The sequence below is a fragment of the Phaeobacter sp. JH20_34 genome (assembly GCF_048056095.1).
Lineage (GTDB): Bacteria > Pseudomonadota > Alphaproteobacteria > Rhodobacterales > Rhodobacteraceae > Phaeobacter > Phaeobacter bryozoorum.
The window spans coordinates 82,005-100,091 of sequence record NZ_JAYMWT010000016.1 but is presented as its reverse complement, the minus strand read 5'-3'; the positions used below and the strand labels follow the sequence as shown (position 1 = coordinate 100,091).

The following is an 18,087-nucleotide window of genomic DNA, read 5'->3' as shown; positions in this document are numbered from 1 at the left end:
GGGCTGTTTGATTTTGTGTCGGGAGTCGGCTCAGTTCACCTTGAGCTGGCTGACCATCCCGATGGAGAAGAACATGGTCTCGCCGGAGGCATCATCGACGCCGTCGTTGTCCGTCACGACAAAGCCTTCTCCCTCGGCAGTGATCGCGAGGCCTTCGACCTTGTCCAGCACGTAGCCACCGGTTGCGGTCAGATCGGGCAGCAGATCGCGGACCAGCTCCTTGCTGACAACCGGCAGATCGCCGCCCAGCGGTGCAGGCTGCATCTCAGCCAGCGGAATGCGGTAGATCTTCTTGGTGATGGCGCGGAAATCATGCTGGTTGTCGCGTTCGATCACATAGACATAATCGCCATGCGCCACGATCTCCGACAGGCCGGTCCAGCCGGTCTGCGGCTCAGCCTTGGGATAATGGACCGCCCCCCATTCCTTGGTTTCCAGATTGTAGGCCACAAGTTTGACGTGGTTCTTGGGATCGTCTTTCCACTCGCGCTGAACCGCCATCCAGAGCGTCTCGCCGATCCTGGTGATGCCTTCAAAGCCAAAGCGTTTTTCAACCGCCATCAGTTCGGCGGGCAGACCGATTTCACCCGTCTTTGCCTTTATCAGACCATCCTTGGAAACGTGATAGATCGCGTGCGGGATGACGCGATCGCTGCGGCCTTCGGAGGCCACGTAAAAGCCGCCTGCGCCGTCAAGCGTAATGCCTTCCAGATCCAGTTTCTGGGCGGGGTTGCCGTCCTGCCGATGGATGCGGATCACATCGACGATGCGGGCCGGTGTCTGGCTGGGGTCAATCTTGAAGATCGAGGGCTGGAAGCCATAGAAACTGTCGTTGACCGCGTAGATCATGCCATCGGCATCCGCGACCATGCCCGATAGCGCGCCCCAGCCGATCAGTTCATCCGCCCCGGCAGAGGTCAGATGCGGATAGACCGGCGCGCCATCCTGTAGCGCGTACATCATCACGTGGGCGCGGGGGCCCTTGTCGTCGATCAGGTCCTTTTCATTGGCGGAGACCAGCAGATTGCGCTCAGGCAGTACAGCGTAGCCTTCCGGGCCGACGCCCGAGGGCAAGAGCTGTGTCAGCACCGGGTTGGCAAGATCGCTGACATCGTAGACGCCGACAACAGACGCCCGCTCAGCCCCGACAAATACATAGGGTGTGCAGTCGAACTCCGCGAAGATCACGCTTTCGGGTTCCACTCCTTTGGCGTCAGAGCGTTTGTCAGGGTAGTGGCCGATCTGCACGATTGCATGTTCGAAGGAAGTGCCACTGTCATAGACGACGGTGCCGTCCTTGTTAAAGATCGTCCAGCCGCGCGATCCGCCCTGATAGTCGCCTTCGTTTGCGGTGGCGAAATGGGCGTCATCAATCCAGGTCACCGCATCCGGTTCGCGCAGGCGACCCTTCTGGTTCTCTTCAAAGATCAGTGCACCGCGTTCGTCCGTGGCGTCGATACCCTCCAGATCGACAGCCCCTGCCGAGAAATTGTTCACGATCTCGCCGTCCCTGGAGACGATCACCAGATGATTGTTCTCCTGAAGGGTGACGACGCTTTCCCCCAGCCCATTCACAGAGACATACTCTGGTTCCGGGTCCTCGCCTGCGATGTCAGCAAGGCCTGTCAGGTTCACCATCTTCATCGACGCGCAATCAAGGCCTCCCTCGGTGGTGTTCACCAGCACCAGATTGCCCGCAGGCATCTGCGGCAGCATGCCATCATTCAGATCCTCGTCCCGCTCGTTTTCGATCGCCACGGCGAGGAAGGCGCCATCTTTGGACTTGGCGAGTGAATCCGGCTGACCACCCAGGTCGCAGGATCCGGTTTCAGCGCCTGTTTCCGTGTCAAAGGATGTCAGAAGGCCCGAGGGCTGCGTGTAGCTCTCAGAGGTGTTCACGCCCACATAGGCCGTGCTGCCAACAACCGCGACCGATGTCGGCTCACCTGGCAGGGCGATATTGCCCTTGGGGGACGGATTGGCCGGGTCGGTGATATCAATCAGCCCCAGCGCGCCCAGCGGGCTGTCGGTATAGACCAGCGTCATGCCATCCGCTGTGGCGTCGATGATCTCGGGCGAGGTCTCGCGCGTCTGATCCTCACCGGCGGCCATATTCTGGACGACGGGAAAGGCGGCGACGCGGTTAAAGGATTTCTCTGCCTGGGCGACACCAGCGGTGAGGGCCAGCACAGAAGTCAGGCACATGAGACGCGGAAACATCGGCTACTCCGAAAGTTGGACAATTGACTGCCCATGCTCCTGCCCGTTCTGCCTAACGGGAATGTGACGGTTCGATGTAGTTTTGATGATGCAAGAAGGCCCCGACAGCGATCTGCCGGGGCCCTATGTCGCGGATCAGACCGACATGCAGATGTATTTCATCTCCAGATAGTCCTCAATGCCATGGTGGCTGCCCTCTCGGCCCAGTCCCGATTGCTTGACGCCGCCAAACGGCGCCACCTCGGTCGAGATGATGCCGGTGTTAACGCCGACAATCCCGTATTCCAGCGCTTCGGCCACCTTGTAGACCCGGCTCAGATCCTTGGCATAGAAATAGGAGGCAAGGCCAAAGATGGTATCATTGGCCATCTCGATCACGTCGTCCTCGGTCTCGAATTTAAACAGAGGTGCCATCGGGCCAAAGGTTTCGTCCTGAGAGAACACCATATCCTGTGTGGCGCCGGTGATGATCGTCGGCTCAAAGAAGGTGCCGCCCAGCTCCGAAGGATTGCCGCCCAGGATCACCTCTGCGCCTTTTTCCTTGGCATCGGCAATATGGGCCTGCACTTTTTCGACAGCTTTCTGGTTGATCAGCGGCCCGAACTGTGTGCCCTCAGTCAGGCCATCACCAACCGTCATCTTGGCCACGGCCTCCTTCAGCTTGGCAGCAAAGGCGTCATAGACACCGGCCTGCACGTAGATCCGGTTGGCACAGACACAGGTCTGGCCGTTGTTGCGGAATTTGCACATGATCGCGCCTTCGACAGCCGCGTCGAGATCGGCATCGTCAAACACGATAAATGGCGCGTTGCCGCCCAGTTCCATCGAACATTTCATGACGGTATCTGCCGCCTGCCGCATCAGGATACGACCAACCTCGGTGGAGCCGGTAAAGGTCAGCTTGCGCACGGCTTTGTTCTCGCAGAACTCCTTGCCGGTCTCAGACGCATTGGAGGAGGGGACGACATTGAACACACCAGCAGGAATGCCGGCGCGCTCCGCCAGAACCGCCAGAGCGGTCGCCGACAGCGGGGTCAGCTCGGCGGGGCGGGAGACAAAGGCGCAGCCAGCCGCCAGCGCCGGGCCCGCCTTGCGGGTAATCATCGCATTGGGAAAATTCCACGGCGTGATGGAGGCTGCAACGCCGATCGGCTGTTTCAGAACGGTGATGCGCTTGTCACGCTGGTGGCCCGGAATAGTCTCGCCATAGATGCGTTTGGCTTCCTCGGCGAAGAACTCGATGAACGATGCGCCATAGGCGATTTCGCCGCGCGATTCCGCCAGAGGCTTGCCCATCTCGGCGGTCAGGATCACCGCCAGATCCTCCTGGTTTGCCATCATCAGGTCGAACCATTTGCGCAGCACGCCCGCGCGCTCCTTGCCGGTCCATTTGGCCCAGTCCTTCTGCGCCGCCTCTGCCTGGGCGATGGCGCCTGCCACCTGGCTGCGGCTGACATCGGCCACCTGCGCGATCACATCGCCACGGGCCGGGTTGATCACGTCAAAGGTGCCGTCGTCGCCATCAACGAACTGGCCGCCGATATAGGCCCGGCTTTCCAGCAGGCTGGGGTCTTTGAGCAGGGATTTCAGATCTGTAGTCGCGTCAAGCATGGCTTGCCTCCCGGATGTCGTTTGCTGGGAATGGAAATCAGCTGTCACTTGATATGTCCAGAAAGAGTGATGAGTCCAGAATTTGATCAAATATACCGGCGGTATGTGGCTCGCTATTGCGCCGCCGGTTGCCGTGGGCCGTTTGACATGTCCGACCCAAGGTAGTCAGGTAGGGCAAATACCAAAAAAGGGGAGGTCCGGCATGGAACTGGACGACGCATATTCCAACGGGGCCTATATTGAGAACGCTGAAAGCTATCCGCCACGCTGGGCGGCCTCGGCCGAGGATTTCCGCAACGCCATGCGGGAGCGGTCGCGTATTGACGTCTCCTATGGGGACAGCGAACGCCAGAAATATGACCTGTTCTTCCCGAAAGGAGAGAGCAGGGGTCTCCTTGTCTTTGTCCATGGCGGCTATTGGCTCGCCTTTGACAAATCCAGCTGGTCCCATCTTGCGGTCGGGGCGCTGGCCCATGGCTACGCTGTCGCCATGCCCTCTTATGACCTCTGCCCCGAGGTGCGCATTGCCGATATCACCCGCCAGATTGCGGCGGCGGTGACGGCCATTGCAGCAGAGGTGCCCGGCCCGATCTCGCTGGCCGGGCATTCGGCTGGGGGGCATCTGGTGGCGCGGATGCTGGACAGGGCGCTGCTGCCCGCCGAGGTGGGGGAGCGCATCCAGACGGTTGTGCCGATTTCGCCTCTTGCGGATCTGAGACCGCTTCTGCGGACCTCGATGAACGACAAGTTCAAGATGGAGGCAGCCAGTGCGGCGGCGGAAAGCCCGGTGGATATGCAGGACCGCTATCCGGCGGAGGTCACCGTCTGGGTTGGCGGTGAAGAACGCCCGGCGTTTCTGGATCAGGCGGTCTGGCTCACCGAAGCCTGGGACGCAGATCACGTGATCGCCTTTGGCAAGCACCATTTCAACGTGGTCGAACCGCTGGCCGATCCTGAAAGCGATCTGGTGAAGCTGCTGACCAGGTAGCCGATCCGAAAGATCGCGATAACCGGGCCGCAGAAATTTGCGGCCCTTATCTTTCCAGGGGGCGTTTCGGCAGCCCGTGTCGAGGTCGCTTTTGGGCGATAGCTGGTGATTTCGAACCAGCGCCGTGGTGGCGCTCGGCCTATCGTGGTGTTACGGGTAAGGCGATGGCGTCGCCGCATGCACAGCATATTGCCCATGATTGATCTCAAAAAACACGTCCTGAACGCCGGGACCTTTCTTGTAAGATGGAAGGGTCGACTATGACTTCACGTCCTGAAATGTATCGTTTTCACAATGGTGAAAAGGCACCGCTGCAATTTGCCGTCTCCGAATATGAGACGCGGATCGCAGGCCTGCGCAAGATCATGGCAGACACCGGTGTGTCCGCCGCGGTCTTCACCTCGATGCACAACATCTCCTACTACTCTGGCTTCACCTATTGCGCCTTTGGCCGCCCCTACGGTCTGGTGGTGACCGCAAGCGAAGCCGTAACCATCTCGGCAGGTATCGACGCGGGCCAGCCCTGGCGTCGTTCGTTCTGCGACAACATCACCTATACCGACTGGCAGCGTGACAATTTCTGGCGTGCCATCAAGTCGGTAAGCGGCGAGGGCGTGGTGGTCGGCTATGAGAGCGACCACCTGACCCTGCTGCAGAAGGCCAAGCTGGAGGGCTTCCTGAAGCCGTCGCAGCTGGTGGACCTTTATGAGCCGACCATGCGCCAGCGGATGGGCAAATCCGCAGCTGAACTGGAGATGATCCGGGCCGGTGCTGCGGTGGCGGACGTCGGCGGCTTTGCCATCCGCGACGCGGTCAGGGAAGGCGCGCGGGAGATTGACGTGGCGATGGCGGGCCGTGACGCGATGGAGCTGGAGATTGCCAAGCGTTACCCGGATGCCGAATACCGCGATACCTGGGTCTGGTTCCAGTCCGGCATCAACACCGATGGCGCCCATAACCCGGTGACCGGTCGCACCCTGCAGCGCGGAGATATCCTTTCCCTGAATACTTTCCCGATGATTTCAGGATATTACACCGCGCTGGAGCGGACCATGTTTGTAAAGGAGGTGGATGCCGACTCGCTGCGCATCTGGGAGGCCAATGTGGCGGCTCATGAGCTGGGCATCTCGCTCTTGAAACCGGGGGCAAGCTGTGCGGAGATCACTCATCAGATCAATGCCTTCTTTGAGGAACAGGACCTGCTGCAATACCGCACCTTCGGCTATGGTCACTCGTTCGGCGTCCTGTCGCACTACTATGGCCGCGAGGCCGGGCTGGAGTTGCGCGAGGACATCGACACGGTGCTGGAGCCGGGCATGGTGATTTCTATGGAGCCGATGCTGACCATCGCCGACGGCCAGCCCGGCGCCGGCGGCTACCGTGAGCATGACATCCTGATCATCCACGAAGATGGCAACGAGAACATCACCAAATACCCCTACGGGCCGGAGTTCAACGTCGTCGGCTGACCCCGGCGCTGGATGGGCTGAAATATTGTCGGCAGGCGAGTGCTCCCGCCTGCTCCCCGCCTCCCGAAGGGAGGCCGTCCCAGTTGGGCGTGGCACCGTGCAAGGCACGGTGCCACATCGCACTTTCGAAGGTCTCCCCCGATCTGCGAGCGGCGGGGTGCCGCGCGTCTTCGCTGCGGGTGTCGGATGATCCTGCCGTCAGACCGGACCGGTGTGTCGCAAAGATTGCGCTGGCGTCCGGCATGAGGCATATGTGCGCTAAGGCGACATCTGATCCAGCGATCACGCCCGGTTCCCGGCTTGTGCGGGGCTGCGGTGGATCCCGGTCGTGAACAAGGACATATCACAGCCATGCACCACCCCCCGGAGAAGCGAAAATCCGAATATGCGCTGATCCAGCTGTTGCCGAACATGATGACCATCGCGGCCATCTGTGCGGGGCTGTCTGCGATCCGCTTTGGGGTGCAGGGCAATTACACGCTGGCGGTTCAGCTGATCCTGGCGGCTGCGATCCTTGACGGGTTTGACGGGCGTCTGGCGCGTATCCTGCGCAGCGACAGCAAGATGGGCGCTGAGCTCGATTCGCTGGCGGATTTCCTCAACTTCGGCGTCGCCTCACCGCTGGTGATCTACTATTGGGCATTGCAGGATATGCGCGGCCTCGGCTGGCTCGCGGTGCTGGTGTTCTCGGTCTGCTGCGTGGTGCGTCTGGCGCGCTTTAATGTCTCCACCAAGTCCGAGCAGAAAGTCACCGCAAAAAGCGTCTATTTCGAAGGCGTCCCATCTCCGGCGGGGGCGCTACTGGCCATGCTGCCGATGTTCATCTCATTTGCCTTCGCCGACGCGCCGGTGGTCCCGGACATTCTGATTTGCCTTCACATGGTTGTCATTGGATTGCTTATGATCAGCCATGTGCCAACCTGGTCGCTGAAGGCTGTCAAAATTTCGCGCGAAAACGTGAAGTACTTTCTGGTCGGTTTTGCCTTTGCGGGGGCAGCCGTCCTGATTTACGCATGGATTACGTTGGTGATCCTGTGCCTTGGGTATGCCGCGATGGTGGCCTGGGGATTGGTTAAGAGGAAAACGCCGGAGACCGGCGCATAAAAGAGTAAGGGTGGAGAATTGGATATAAAGGCTGTTGAAACGTCGTATGCCCGTTGGGCGCCCGTTTATGACAAGACCTTCGGGGCGATCACCAATGTCGGCCGCCGCCGCGCTGTTGGGTACGTCAACGAACATCGCAGCGGTCGGGTTCTGGAGGTGGGCGTTGGCACCGGCCTCTCTCTGCCGCTCTACAAATCCCACCTGAAAGTCACCGGTATCGACTTCAGCGAAGACATGCTGCGCAAGGCGAAAAAACGTGTCGCCGAAAATAAGCTGCATCATGTCGAGGCACTGCGCCAGATGGATGCGCGCGCGCTCGATTTCCCCGATGCCACCTTCGACACCGTTTCTGCCATGCATGTCCTGTCGGTTGTACCCGATCCAGAGAAGGTGATGGGCGAGATTGCCCGTGTCCTCAAGCCCGGGGGCAAGGTTGTCATCACCAATCATTTTCTGCGCGAACAGGGGGTGCTGGCCTTCATTGAACGGGTTTCGGCGCCCTTTGCCAATGTGCTGGGCTGGCATTCGGATTTTGAACTCGACACGATCCTCGGTGAAGATCATTTGTCCGTTGAGCATCATCAGCCCTTGCCGCCCTTTGGCCTGATGACGTTTCTGGTGCTGTCCAAAATTCAGTCCGTCTGAGCCGCCATGCCGCACGGTGGGGGCGTCATCTGACGGCAAAGACCGATCGGGGAGCCGGTCGGTCTTTTCATTGCGGGGTGGCTCTGCAAAACTATCGCCAACCGGCCTGATGTCTGGTGCCTGATGACGGCACGGCAGTCGGGTTTTCTTTATCCGGGGGATGTAAATTCTGTTCACATTCCCCATATGACACATAAGACATTGCAGAAAGGGCACTTTATGAGCCAATCACAATTTGACGAGATGGTACGCGCCTCCCAGGACAAGGTGCGCGAGTCGCAATCCAAGATCGAGGCGCTGACCTCGCGCATCGAGGTGGCGCGTAGCAAGATCGAGGCGGGCGAGGATGCCAGCATCGACATCGAAAACGCGACGCTGGAGGATGTTCACGCCCACACCGAGGTGATGAACGCCAATATCGCCGAGCTGATCATGGGCCTCGACGATGTGACAACAGCCTTCTCCAGAGATTTCGACGAGATGCGCTCGAAAACCGGCTGGGAGAGCTTTGTCGGCTTCTTCTCCAAGGGCAAATCGGACTCGATGCGCCAGGAGCGGATGCGCACCGCCAGTATCGACGACAAGCTTCAGGATCTGATCGCCAAATCCGACGTCATCGTGAAACTCTTGGAGGGCCAGCTGGCCACTCTGGAAGAGCAGCGCGAGAAGGTACAGGTGAACCTCTCGGTCACTCTGGACGACCGCGAGTTGACGGTGCAGGAGTTGGAAGGCGTGCGTGCAGAGATTGTGGCGCTGGACCCGCAGATCATCGAGCTCGAGAACAAAATCTCTGTTGAGCAGGACGCTGCGGCACGCACCAAGCTGGAGACAGAGCTGGCGGAGATCAACGCAAAATACAACGCGATGGTGCAGGACGAGCAGGTAAAACTGGCGAAATCCCAGACGCTGGAGCGCTATATCGAGAAGGGCAAGACCTGGGTCGACTCCCTGCAAAACCAGGCGGCGACGCAGATGGTGCTGATCAACAAGCTGCAGACGGACACCCAGCAGCGGGTGGTGCTGTATGACGCGCTGACCAAATCGCTGAAGACCGCGCAGCAGCAGGATGTGGCGCACCGGATCAACGAGATCGGGGTGCAGACAGATAAAGAAGCCCAGACCGCAATGGCGGCGATCGGCACCGCGACCAACCAGAAGATGGCCGACATGCTGGAAAGCCACGAGGACAACATGGTGTTCGCCCGCGACGTGCTGGAGAAGAAGGCCAAGGCCGATGAACGCTTTGCTCGCCGGTTTGCGACGATTGTCGAGAAGCACGACAAGAACCTGTATGGGGGGTGAAGTTGCGTTTTCCATTGTTACAAAACCCGAAGAACTGGCGTGACTGGTGGTTGGACTTCGGCTGCCTTGTTCTGCTTTTGGTGTTGCTTGGGGTATATACCTCCCTTTCCAAAGCCACACTGTTTGGGGCAGGAGCAGGCAGTATGATCGGCACGGCACTTCATCTGAGGTCACGCTTGAAGAAAGCTCAAAGTGAAAAACCCATTGAGGGGGCAGGCTGAGTCCTTCGCGCCGCTGAACAACCTGAGAAAGCCGGAGCAAGATGCCGCCATTGAAATTGAAGAATTACAGAGGATCGCGCCCGGCCCTGGCGTGGGCGTTCGCGCCCGCCGTTTTGCTGGAGGCAAACCTTCGGTTTGACAGGGGCGGAGCGGGCGCGATCCGGGCTGTTGCGCACCCCGGAGATTTTGCATGACCGACCCCGCCAAGGACCACACAGGCCTCAGCGATACTTTCGCCTCGCGCCGGTATTTCAAGAAGTTCGAGACCATCATCCGGCATCTGACCCGGGTGGCGGCGGCGATGCAGGCGGAGGGGCGGCTGTCGAAATCCGATGTGAAGGTGCTGACCGCCTACCTGATGCGGCTGAACTTCACCTTCCGCGCGCTGTCGATGAAATACCTGATGGCGGGGCGCGACACGGGCCGCTTCTTTGGTAGCCTGGCGATGGACAAGCGCGACAGCGGATTTCCCGTCGCCGCCGAGCTGATGACCATGGCCAATGACGCCCAGCAGGCGGAGCGGCACCTGGCCAATATGGCCAGTGAGGCGCAGCTGAAGGACGATATGGTGCGCACCATCATCTCGGAGCGCACAACGCCATCAAAACTGCAATTCGCGCTGTCGCAACGGCTTTATTATCAGGAGCTCATGAAGGGGCAGCTATTTTGGACCCAAAATGATCCGGTCTGCGAATGGCTGGAAAACCTTGGCCCGCGCCGTCGGCGCTTCCTCTTGCATTGGGCAGCCTACGACAGCCAGGTGAACCTGCCGGTGATCTACCTGATGGAGCTGGAGGACAGCGGCAAGGTGGCGCTACCCAAGGATGAGCGCCGCTGGCCCGAGGTGCAGGCGCATCTGATGGCACAGGCCTTGGCCGGGCTGAAGCTAGTGACCATCGCCAAGGGGTTTGACGAAGATTTCGACGACCTCCACCCCAAACATCTGCGCCGCTACCATGTGGGGCCGATGTATTCCTCCGCCTATACCGATCAGTCCGGCCCGCTGCACCGGGTGCTGGAGGAGGCGGAGGCGCCCGCGGGCCAGGACTGGGCCTTGGCCTGGACGCTGGAGGAGCTGGAGAGCGAAGACGTGCGCGAGGAGCGCGCGGGCTGGTTCGGCACCGTGGAACGGGAGATCTTCGCGCTCGACCCCTTTGGCGGCCGCGGCGCCGATACCGGCGCAACCCGCACCCAGCGCGCTATCATCCTGCCGCAGCGCCCGTTCCAGGTGCTGGCAGAGCTGGACCCGCCGGGGTTCGGCGATGTGCAGAAGTTTGTGGTGAGCGATGCCGGGCAGGTGCTGCGGTATTGAGCGGCTGCGCGAGCCGTGAGTGCGGGAGCCTCCGGCGGGGATATTTTGAGCCAGAAGAAGTTTGGTCGGGATGGAGGGGTAATGCGCATTGAGAGAATGCTTTTGCTGCTGGCTTTGACAGCGGGTTGCAGCGGGTACTTGGCTCAGGACCTGGATGAATTCAAATCGGAGACTTTGAGCCGTTATCCCGTCGGCAGCAATGTTGAGGACCTGCAACGCGGACTTAAGGGGCGCGGTTTCAAAGAAAGTGGCTCTGCTTTCAAGCCAGCGCCGCACCGGCCCAAGCCCTTGCCGCATTGTATGCGAAAGGGGCTGACCTATGGCTTCTGGGCGGGAGGAAGCCGTTTGGTGTGCTACCGTGCCGACGCGGGGATAATTGAAGAAATTGAAATTTATCAGCTGGTCGCGGGCCTCTGAAGGAGAAAGAAATGAGCATTTCAGGCAATCAGATGGAGCTGCGGGAAGAGGATATCCGCAAGCATTACGCGGCTGCGGCGGCGCTGCTGGAGGGGTTTGACCACACCCCGCGTATCGCCAAGGCAGCGGTGGAAGGCAAGGCGCCGGAGCGGTCCACAGGTATTGGCACGCGGCGGCGGTTCCGCTCGACGACGCCGGGGCTGGTGACGCGCTCCACCGCGCGCCCCGAGGGCGTGCATCTGATTGCCAGGATTGAAGCGGCGGATGAGGATGATCCGCTGACCTCGCCGTTGCAGGCGACCTTGCAGCACGCCTTGCGGCGGGCGCTGGCGGTCTCCCTGGCGATGGGGGAGGCTTATGCGGATGTGTCCGGCCTGGGCGACCTGAAGCGGGCCAATCTGGCGGGGTCCTTGGACGCGGCGCGCAAGGGGGAGTTCACCGAACTGCTTGCGGCGGAGGCGCTGATTGCGGCGCATGTGTTTGCCAATGCCGCGGCCTTCCTGCTGGCGCCGCACGGGTCTGAGGTGCAGGCCGAGGTGGGTGAGGCGGAGGAGCTTTTGACCGATAATGCACCGCAGGCTTTGCATGGGGCGCTGTGGGAGCTGGACCAGAAGCTGGCGCTGCACGCGCCCGATGATGCGCATCTGATTGCGGCCACGGCAGCTTATGCCGAGCAGCTGATGGAGAAGGCCGCCCTGCGCGCGCAGAACGCGCCGCGGCTGGGGGCCTTTACCGCTGCCGCCTGGCGGGTGGAGGCGGATGACCTGACCCTCAGCGGCTTTGAGCCGGCGGCCAAGGCGAAATCCACCACGCTCACCATGGCGTTCAAGAAACCTCATGAGGTGGTCGGCAACCATATCGCCAAATACCAGGCACTGCGCCTGTCCAAAATGCTGATGGCCTATGATTTCGACCGCCGTTTGAACCCGTTTGCTGAGATGGGCGGCTTCATCTTCACCTTCATGGGGGATGGCAAGCCCGGGACGGGCAAGACCACTCTCATTCAGATGATGGCCGGCCTCATCCATGATTATTGCCAGAATGCGGGCTATGCCTTCCGCTACCAGAATTTCGGCATCGACAATATCGACAGCTATCAGGGCAAGTCAGGGCAGAACGCCAAATCCTTCATCCAGAATGTGATCGACCCGCATGTCATCGGCTTTGGCACCATCGACGACATCGACCAGATCGCAGGGAAACGCGGCGACCGGCAGTCCAGCGCGGGCCAGCAGGAGGTGACGGCGGTGTTCATGGAGGCCTTTGCCGGCGCCAACACCGTGGTACGCGGCAACTGCACCTTTGGCATGTTCTCCAACTACCCGGAAAATGTGGATGACGCCCTGCGCCAGCGGGCCGGCGCGCGGTTTCTGGTGGACGGGCCGCAGACGCGGGAGGATTACATCGACATCCTGACCCTCCTGATGGGCAAGAACCACAGCATTCCGCTGGGCGACCATGACCTTTACGGCGCGCAGGAGATCAAACAGGCCGTTGCACGGTCGTTCGAGGCGCACAACCGCCCGCAGGAGCCGGGGCTGATGGAGGTCTTTGGCCGGGTGCATGACCAGATCGGCGAATTGGACAGCCTTGCCAAGCTGGGCACCTATCTGAAGGCCATTCAGCAGGCCGATGAGCGGTTCACCGGCCGTGCCATCAAGAACATCACCGATGCGGTCAAGGTGCGGGCGATGGATTTTGAGCTGCCGGACGACTGGATGGAGAATCCGGAGCTGTTCCTGTTCAAGGATTACGAGACCAAATCCGCAATGATTGCGGAGCTGCGGGTGCCCATCACGGTCGACATGGTGGTGCAGGAGATCAACCGCTACGCCGACAGCGAGTTCCGCTATGCTGACAAGTCGGATGAGGTGGCGATTGAGAACATGGTGCGTGACTTTGGGCGGCAGGAAGAGGCCAAGCGGCGGTATCTGGAGGGGCAGGGGTGAATAGTAGGCGTTTCATTATTGAGGCTGAGGGCTTTCCTGATCTCCCGGGGATGATGCTTGCGACTGTAGACGCTTTGAAATCAATGGGCGGTTCTGCCTCAATTCACGAGTTGGACGAAAAAGTCGCTGAACTTGAGGGCGTGTCAGAGGCAGAGCAGTCATTCATGATGACCGGCTCCAATAGTAGTCAGCCGCGATTGAACTATTACCTAGCGTGGTCTCGCACGTTTCTAAAACGTGGAGGTGCCCTTGAAAATTCAGCGCGAGGTGTCTGGGCGTTGACCGAGGCGGGTTACGACATTCATAGTTATGACGAGACCAAGAAGATTGTAGACCTCGTAAATGAAGAGGAGAAAGCGCGTGCTCGCGAACGGCGCCGTCAGTCGAAACCTGCTGCAACTTCAGGAGAAAATCTGGAGCGTTTAAGCTCAGAAAATGATGGAGAGGCTACAGATCCTAGTACCGAAAGCTGGAGAGAAACACTTCTCGAAGTGCTAAAGGCGATGGATCCCGCGGCGTTCGAGCGCCTCGCTCAGCGCCTTTTGCGCGAGGCTGGGTTCACCAAAGTTGAGGTTCGCGGTAAATCGGGCGACGGCGGGATAGATGGCGTCGGCGTCCTACGGGTAAATCTTGTGTCTTTTCAAGTGTTTTTCCAATGCAAGCGTTGGAAAGGAAGTGTGGGGTCCTCAGAAATTCGGGATTTTCGAGGTGCGATGATGGGAAGGGCGGACAAGGGCCTATTTATCACGACAGGTAATTTTACCGCGCAGGCATCGGATGAGGCGACGAGAGATGGCGCAACCGCCATCGATTTGATTGATGGCTCGAGACTGTGCGAGCTCTTGAAAGACAACAAGTTGGGTGTCGCGACTGAGATGATCGAAAGTGTGAAGATTGATCCCAACTGGTTCGGGACAATTTAGTAATGAAACGCCTCATCCAGCATGGCCTGATGTTCGGCAATCTCTTCCATGTGGCCTCGCCCGCGCTGGTGGAGCGCTATAACCGCGCGCTGAAGCATCTGACCGGCAAGACAACGGCTCTGACGGATTTCCACGTCGATATCTCTGGCTACTCGCCGGAGGTGGGCGATGAGCTGGGCGATGATCACTATCTGAACCACGCGGGCGTCAACCGGCAGTTCATCCTGCTCAGCACCGAACAGAAGCGCTGCCCGCTCCTGAATGTGAAATTCTCCACCAGCCGGGACATTCTGCGCCGGTTCATTGCCGCCAATGAAAGCCAGCTTTTTGCACTGACGGCCACGGATGCGGTGGCGGGCGAGCTGGTGAATTCGGTCTTCGAGGTCACGACCCCGGCCAAATTGTTCGATATCCGTCAGGTGCGGATCGAGGCCGACACCACGCGGGCCACGCTGCGGCAGGCGGATCGGCTGGCGGAGCTGGTGGAGCGGTTCAAGAGTGAGGAAGACGGCTGGTTCGATGACGCGCTGATCGCCGAGATGATCGAGACGGCGGAAAAAACCGGCGATGTCACCCGCAACCCGGTGCGGCTGAAGCATGAGGTGTTTGAGCAGCAGAATTTCTGGACCGCGCATTTCGGCGGGCTTTACGTGTTTCAGAAGGTGGAGCACCCGGCGGTGATCGCCAGCGGCGCCAAGCCCGAGGGCGTGCCGCTGGACCATGTGTTCGACCTTGGCCAGAAGAACGCCATTGCCAAGTTTCTGGAGCTGAACGGGCTGGTGGAGCCGATCATCCGTGCACGCGGTGTCGATGGCGCGGCCATCCTGCGCCAGAAGATGGGATTTCTGGCGATCAGTGTTCTGGCGGATAAGGGCATGGACCTCTCCGGCCTGTCGCGCAGCGATCTGCGGCGGCTGGCAGCGCGTCACGCCAGTGATCTGCCGGCGGAGTTCGAGGGTATGGCGGCCATGGTCCGCTGGGCAGATAGCGGCGGCGCATGGCCCCAGATCAAATCGGACCATCCCGCCTATTTCTATTGCCTGCGGGCAACCAATACGCCGGATCGCGATCTGGTCAACATGCTGCTGGCAGAGCTGACCCCGCTGGATTTCCGCCAGCTGTTCATCTGCCACAAGGAGGCGTTCTATCAGCAGTATCGCGGCTGGCCAGAGAACAAGAAGGATCACGTCGTGACCTTCCTTGCGCGGGAATATGCCGTGGACAAGGCCGGCGCGCGGGCTGCTCTCTTTGGCCATGAGCCGGATATGAGCGGTCGCAGCCCTGCGATTGAAGCCCGCCGTCGGGGGGCCGAGCAGGCGCCTTCCCCGGATCGTCTGGTCGAGCGGGTCGGCCCCTGGGGGGCGGTAGGTCGCCGGGGCAACACGCGGGGGCGGCGCTGATGTTTGCCTTCATTCGCCTGATGGCGATCCTTCTTGTGGTGCTGACGGTGATCTATGCCCTGGTGTCGCTCTACTCGCGCGAGGTACGTCGGGCCAAGCTGAAACGCCGCTGGACCGAGAAGGGGTTGACCGGAGACCGTTCCGCCTTCATCCAGCGCGGGCTGCACCAATATGACCGCTCGCTGCGGCGCAGGCTGATCCTGCTGGTCTATATCGTGCCGCTGGGGGCCATTGCGCTTCTGGTTTATGTCATGAATTTCATGTGAGGTCGCTGATGCGTTACGTAAAATGGGTGTTCATTCTCACCTTCTGGCTGCTGGCGGGGGCCTTTCTGCATTACACGCTGCCGCAGAACGACGTGGTGCGCGTGGTCAAGACCGAGGTGCGCCGGGTCGATTTTGGTGAAAACTCGATCTTCTGGGCACAGCAGGATACCGCGCAGGAAAGCGCGACCAGCGTCAACCGCGACGTGCGCTTTGTCGAGGCTTTCTTTCCCAATGGTCGCCCCATCGTCTATCGCAACGAGGACACCGGCTGGGGCTGGCCGCCGTATTTCAAGCTGGACAGCTCCAATCTTCAGGCCGAGCTGACCGATCTCGCGTCCACCAAATCAGACCCGCAGTGGGTGCTGGTCCGCCACTATGGCTGGCGCAATGAATTCCTGTCGATCTTTCCCAACGCGGTTGCGGTCAAACCGGTTGACGGCCCGGATCATACCCAGGTGAACTGGTTCAACATCATCTTCCTCACGCTGCTGGCAGCAGTGGTCTGGGCGATATATGTGCGCTGGCGCCGTTTCCGCCGGGCGCGCATCGACCCGATGGTCGAGAATGTCGAAGACAGTCTCTATGCTGCCGGTGATGCGCTGTCGGAACGCCGTGGCCGGTTGCGCCGCTGGCTGGACAGCTGGAAGCAGAAATAGCGCAGCCCCAGATGGCCCCCTAGTCAGAGAACAGATGCTCGGTCCGGGCAAGGTTCAATGCGGCGTCTTGGTCCAGCGCCAGAAACAGCATCAGCTGTTCGGCTATCTGCTCGTCACTGTCGCTTTCGCGGATCAGGCTGAGGTGATCAAATCCCACATCGCGGATGCGGTCGGATTCATGCTGGATATCGTTGCGGATCGTCGGCAGCAGCCGCTCCAGTGCGGCGGCTGAGGTTTGTTGACCGGCCAGACCAATGCGTTCGGCATGACCGGTGAGATAATCGTCGCTCAGGTTGCATTCGATCTGTAGCAGACGTGTCACCGCCCGGTCCGCGCAGAAATCCTGCATCAGCTCCAACGCCGAAGGGTCAAGGCAGATCACCAGCCGGTCGGTCTCATAATAGTCAAACAGCATCCGAACCAGCGCGCGGCGGTGGCGGGTGCGTTTCCATAACGTCGCCTCGATACCGCCGAGGTCGGGCATCTCGGTGCCTTCTTCGTCAAACAGATAGGCGAGCGCCGGGATGTTGCTGACCTCACGCAGCCGCTCGATCAGACGTTTGGCCACATGCCATTTCTTGCAGGTGATGATCAGCAATTCGCGGTTGCGCCCGAGCGTGCTTTCGGTTTCCCAGAAACGGGGGGCAAAGCGCAGCCCGTTGCGTCCGCGTTTGGTCAGAAACTCATAGAGCTTACGACCCTCGTTGGAGATCTGAAACTCAACCCCCTGTGCGGCATAAAGCGCGCCGAGCCGGGATTTCAGCTCCTGTGCCTCGGGGCTGATCTTGCGGGCAAAGAGAAAATCCTGCCCCATCAGCATGTCGTAATGGTCGTTGTAGAACTGGACCGGCATTCCGTAGTCAGAGAACATCAGCAATGTCAGCGTGCGGCTCTCGATCTCCCTGGCGGGAACCAGATGGCGCACCAGGGTCTGAAAGAAGGTCTCATCCGGGATCCAGGTGGTGCGAAAGAACCGCAGCACATCGCGGCGGTCCTTCAGGAACGCCAGGATCCATTCCACGGTGCGGCGGCGCAGGCACCACCACTGGCTGCCGATCTGGATCTGCATATCCTCGGGCAGGACGCGCGTCAGGCCCAGCCGTTTCTGCACCATGTGGGTCAGATCAAAGAGGCGTTTGTTCCTGCGTTCGTTGAAGATATGGCGATAGATCAGCCGGTCTTCCTTCATGCCGGTCTTGATCCAGTCGCTTTCAAAAAAATCGAAGCTCTCGATGTAATCGCAATCCTGCGCGTCCAGCAGCTGGCGCGCGTATTCGGCCGTCTTGATCGCCATGCAGTCGCCGGACACCATGTAGAAATGCGTCGCCCGAGGGAAGGTGGCGACGGCGCTTTCAAGCGCGTGGAGCGTCGCCTGAACCAGAGACCATTCGCCCCAGCCGCATTTGACCCGCTTGCGGGCAAAGCAGACATTCGGGTTGTCCTTCAGCGCGGCTCGGATCTGCTGGAAATCACGCGCAGGAGACCGGCCATCGAAGTGGATCGCCATGTAATCCCCGGCGGCAGTCAGTTGCTCTGCCTGCTGGATAATCGCCTCTGGGTCCTTATGGCACAGCAGAACATATGCGATTTTTGCCATGACGACG

The 18,087-nt window shown here is 60.1% G+C and carries 15 protein-coding genes; 12 read left to right on the top strand and 3 right to left on the bottom strand.

The window, feature by feature from the left end; genetic code table 11:
• Window positions 1-30 precede the first annotated feature (30 nt).
• Entirely contained in the window at window positions 31-2,220 is a 2,190-nt protein-coding gene (locus tag VWZ81_RS12100) for an esterase-like activity of phytase family protein (protein WP_416543251.1), read from the bottom strand.
• Window positions 2,221-2,355: 135 nt separating this feature from the next.
• Window positions 2,356-3,831, bottom strand: a complete 1,476-nt coding sequence (locus VWZ81_RS12095) for an NAD-dependent succinate-semialdehyde dehydrogenase (RefSeq protein ID WP_340546759.1) — start codon at window positions 3,829-3,831, stop codon at window positions 2,356-2,358.
• 202 nt (window positions 3,832-4,033) lie between these two features.
• On the opposite strand from VWZ81_RS12095, the gene VWZ81_RS12090 reads away from it, so the two are divergent.
• From VWZ81_RS12090 to VWZ81_RS12035, 12 genes are all read left to right on the top strand, one after another.
• Entirely contained in the window at window positions 4,034-4,819 is a 786-nt protein-coding gene (locus tag VWZ81_RS12090; protein WP_416541181.1) for an alpha/beta hydrolase, read from the top strand.
• 260 nt (window positions 4,820-5,079) lie between these two features.
• Window positions 5,080-6,288 carry an aminopeptidase P family protein gene (locus tag VWZ81_RS12085; RefSeq protein ID WP_416543252.1) on the top strand — a complete coding sequence of 403 codons (1,209 nt, stop codon included), beginning with the start codon at window positions 5,080-5,082 and terminating at the stop codon, window positions 6,286-6,288.
• A 351-nt stretch (window positions 6,289-6,639) separates the two neighbouring features.
• Window positions 6,640-7,392, top strand: coding sequence for a CDP-alcohol phosphatidyltransferase family protein (locus VWZ81_RS12080; protein ID WP_260079953.1), 753 nt, complete (start codon window positions 6,640-6,642; stop codon window positions 7,390-7,392).
• Window positions 7,393-7,410: 18 nt separating this feature from the next.
• A complete protein-coding gene (locus VWZ81_RS12075; RefSeq protein ID WP_340546762.1) occupies window positions 7,411-8,037 on the top strand; it encodes a class I SAM-dependent methyltransferase in 627 nt (208 codons plus the stop codon).
• A gap of 219 nt (window positions 8,038-8,256) precedes the next feature.
• Entirely contained in the window at window positions 8,257-9,339 is a 1,083-nt protein-coding gene (locus VWZ81_RS12070; RefSeq protein ID WP_416543253.1) for a hypothetical protein, read from the top strand.
• A 411-nt stretch (window positions 9,340-9,750) separates the two neighbouring features.
• The gene (locus tag VWZ81_RS12065; protein ID WP_416543254.1) at window positions 9,751-10,872 is read left to right on the top strand and encodes a hypothetical protein; all 1,122 of its coding nucleotides are present in this window, start codon (window positions 9,751-9,753) and stop codon (window positions 10,870-10,872) included.
• An 81-nt stretch (window positions 10,873-10,953) separates the two neighbouring features.
• Window positions 10,954-11,289, top strand: a complete 336-nt coding sequence (locus VWZ81_RS12060; protein ID WP_260074537.1) for a hypothetical protein — start codon at window positions 10,954-10,956, stop codon at window positions 11,287-11,289.
• A gap of 11 nt (window positions 11,290-11,300) precedes the next feature.
• Window positions 11,301-13,238, top strand: a complete 1,938-nt coding sequence (locus VWZ81_RS12055; RefSeq protein ID WP_416543255.1) for an ATP-binding protein — start codon at window positions 11,301-11,303, stop codon at window positions 13,236-13,238.
• Window positions 13,235-14,161 (top strand): restriction endonuclease, encoded by a 927-nt coding sequence (locus VWZ81_RS12050; protein ID WP_217621346.1) that lies wholly within the window; start codon window positions 13,235-13,237, stop codon window positions 14,159-14,161. The genes VWZ81_RS12055 and VWZ81_RS12050 overlap by 4 nt, the downstream gene beginning before the upstream one ends.
• A 2-nt stretch (window positions 14,162-14,163) precedes the next feature.
• Window positions 14,164-15,561 carry a DUF6638 family protein gene (locus VWZ81_RS12045; RefSeq protein WP_416543256.1) on the top strand — a complete coding sequence of 466 codons (1,398 nt, stop codon included), beginning with the start codon at window positions 14,164-14,166 and terminating at the stop codon, window positions 15,559-15,561.
• Window positions 15,561-15,827 carry a hypothetical protein gene (locus VWZ81_RS12040; protein ID WP_416535291.1) on the top strand — a complete coding sequence of 89 codons (267 nt, stop codon included), beginning with the start codon at window positions 15,561-15,563 and terminating at the stop codon, window positions 15,825-15,827. Before VWZ81_RS12045 ends, VWZ81_RS12040 begins: the two co-directional genes overlap by 1 nt.
• Window positions 15,828-15,835: 8 nt before the next feature.
• On the top strand, window positions 15,836-16,483 hold the full coding sequence (locus tag VWZ81_RS12035; protein WP_340546769.1) for a DUF1523 family protein: 648 nt from the start codon (window positions 15,836-15,838) through the stop codon (window positions 16,481-16,483).
• A 19-nt stretch (window positions 16,484-16,502) separates the two neighbouring features.
• Here VWZ81_RS12035 and VWZ81_RS12030 read toward each other — a convergent pair whose 3' ends face one another.
• On the bottom strand, window positions 16,503-18,080 hold the full coding sequence (locus VWZ81_RS12030; protein ID WP_416543257.1) for a DUF5928 domain-containing protein: 1,578 nt from the start codon (window positions 18,078-18,080) through the stop codon (window positions 16,503-16,505).
• Window positions 18,081-18,087: the final 7 nt, after the last annotated feature.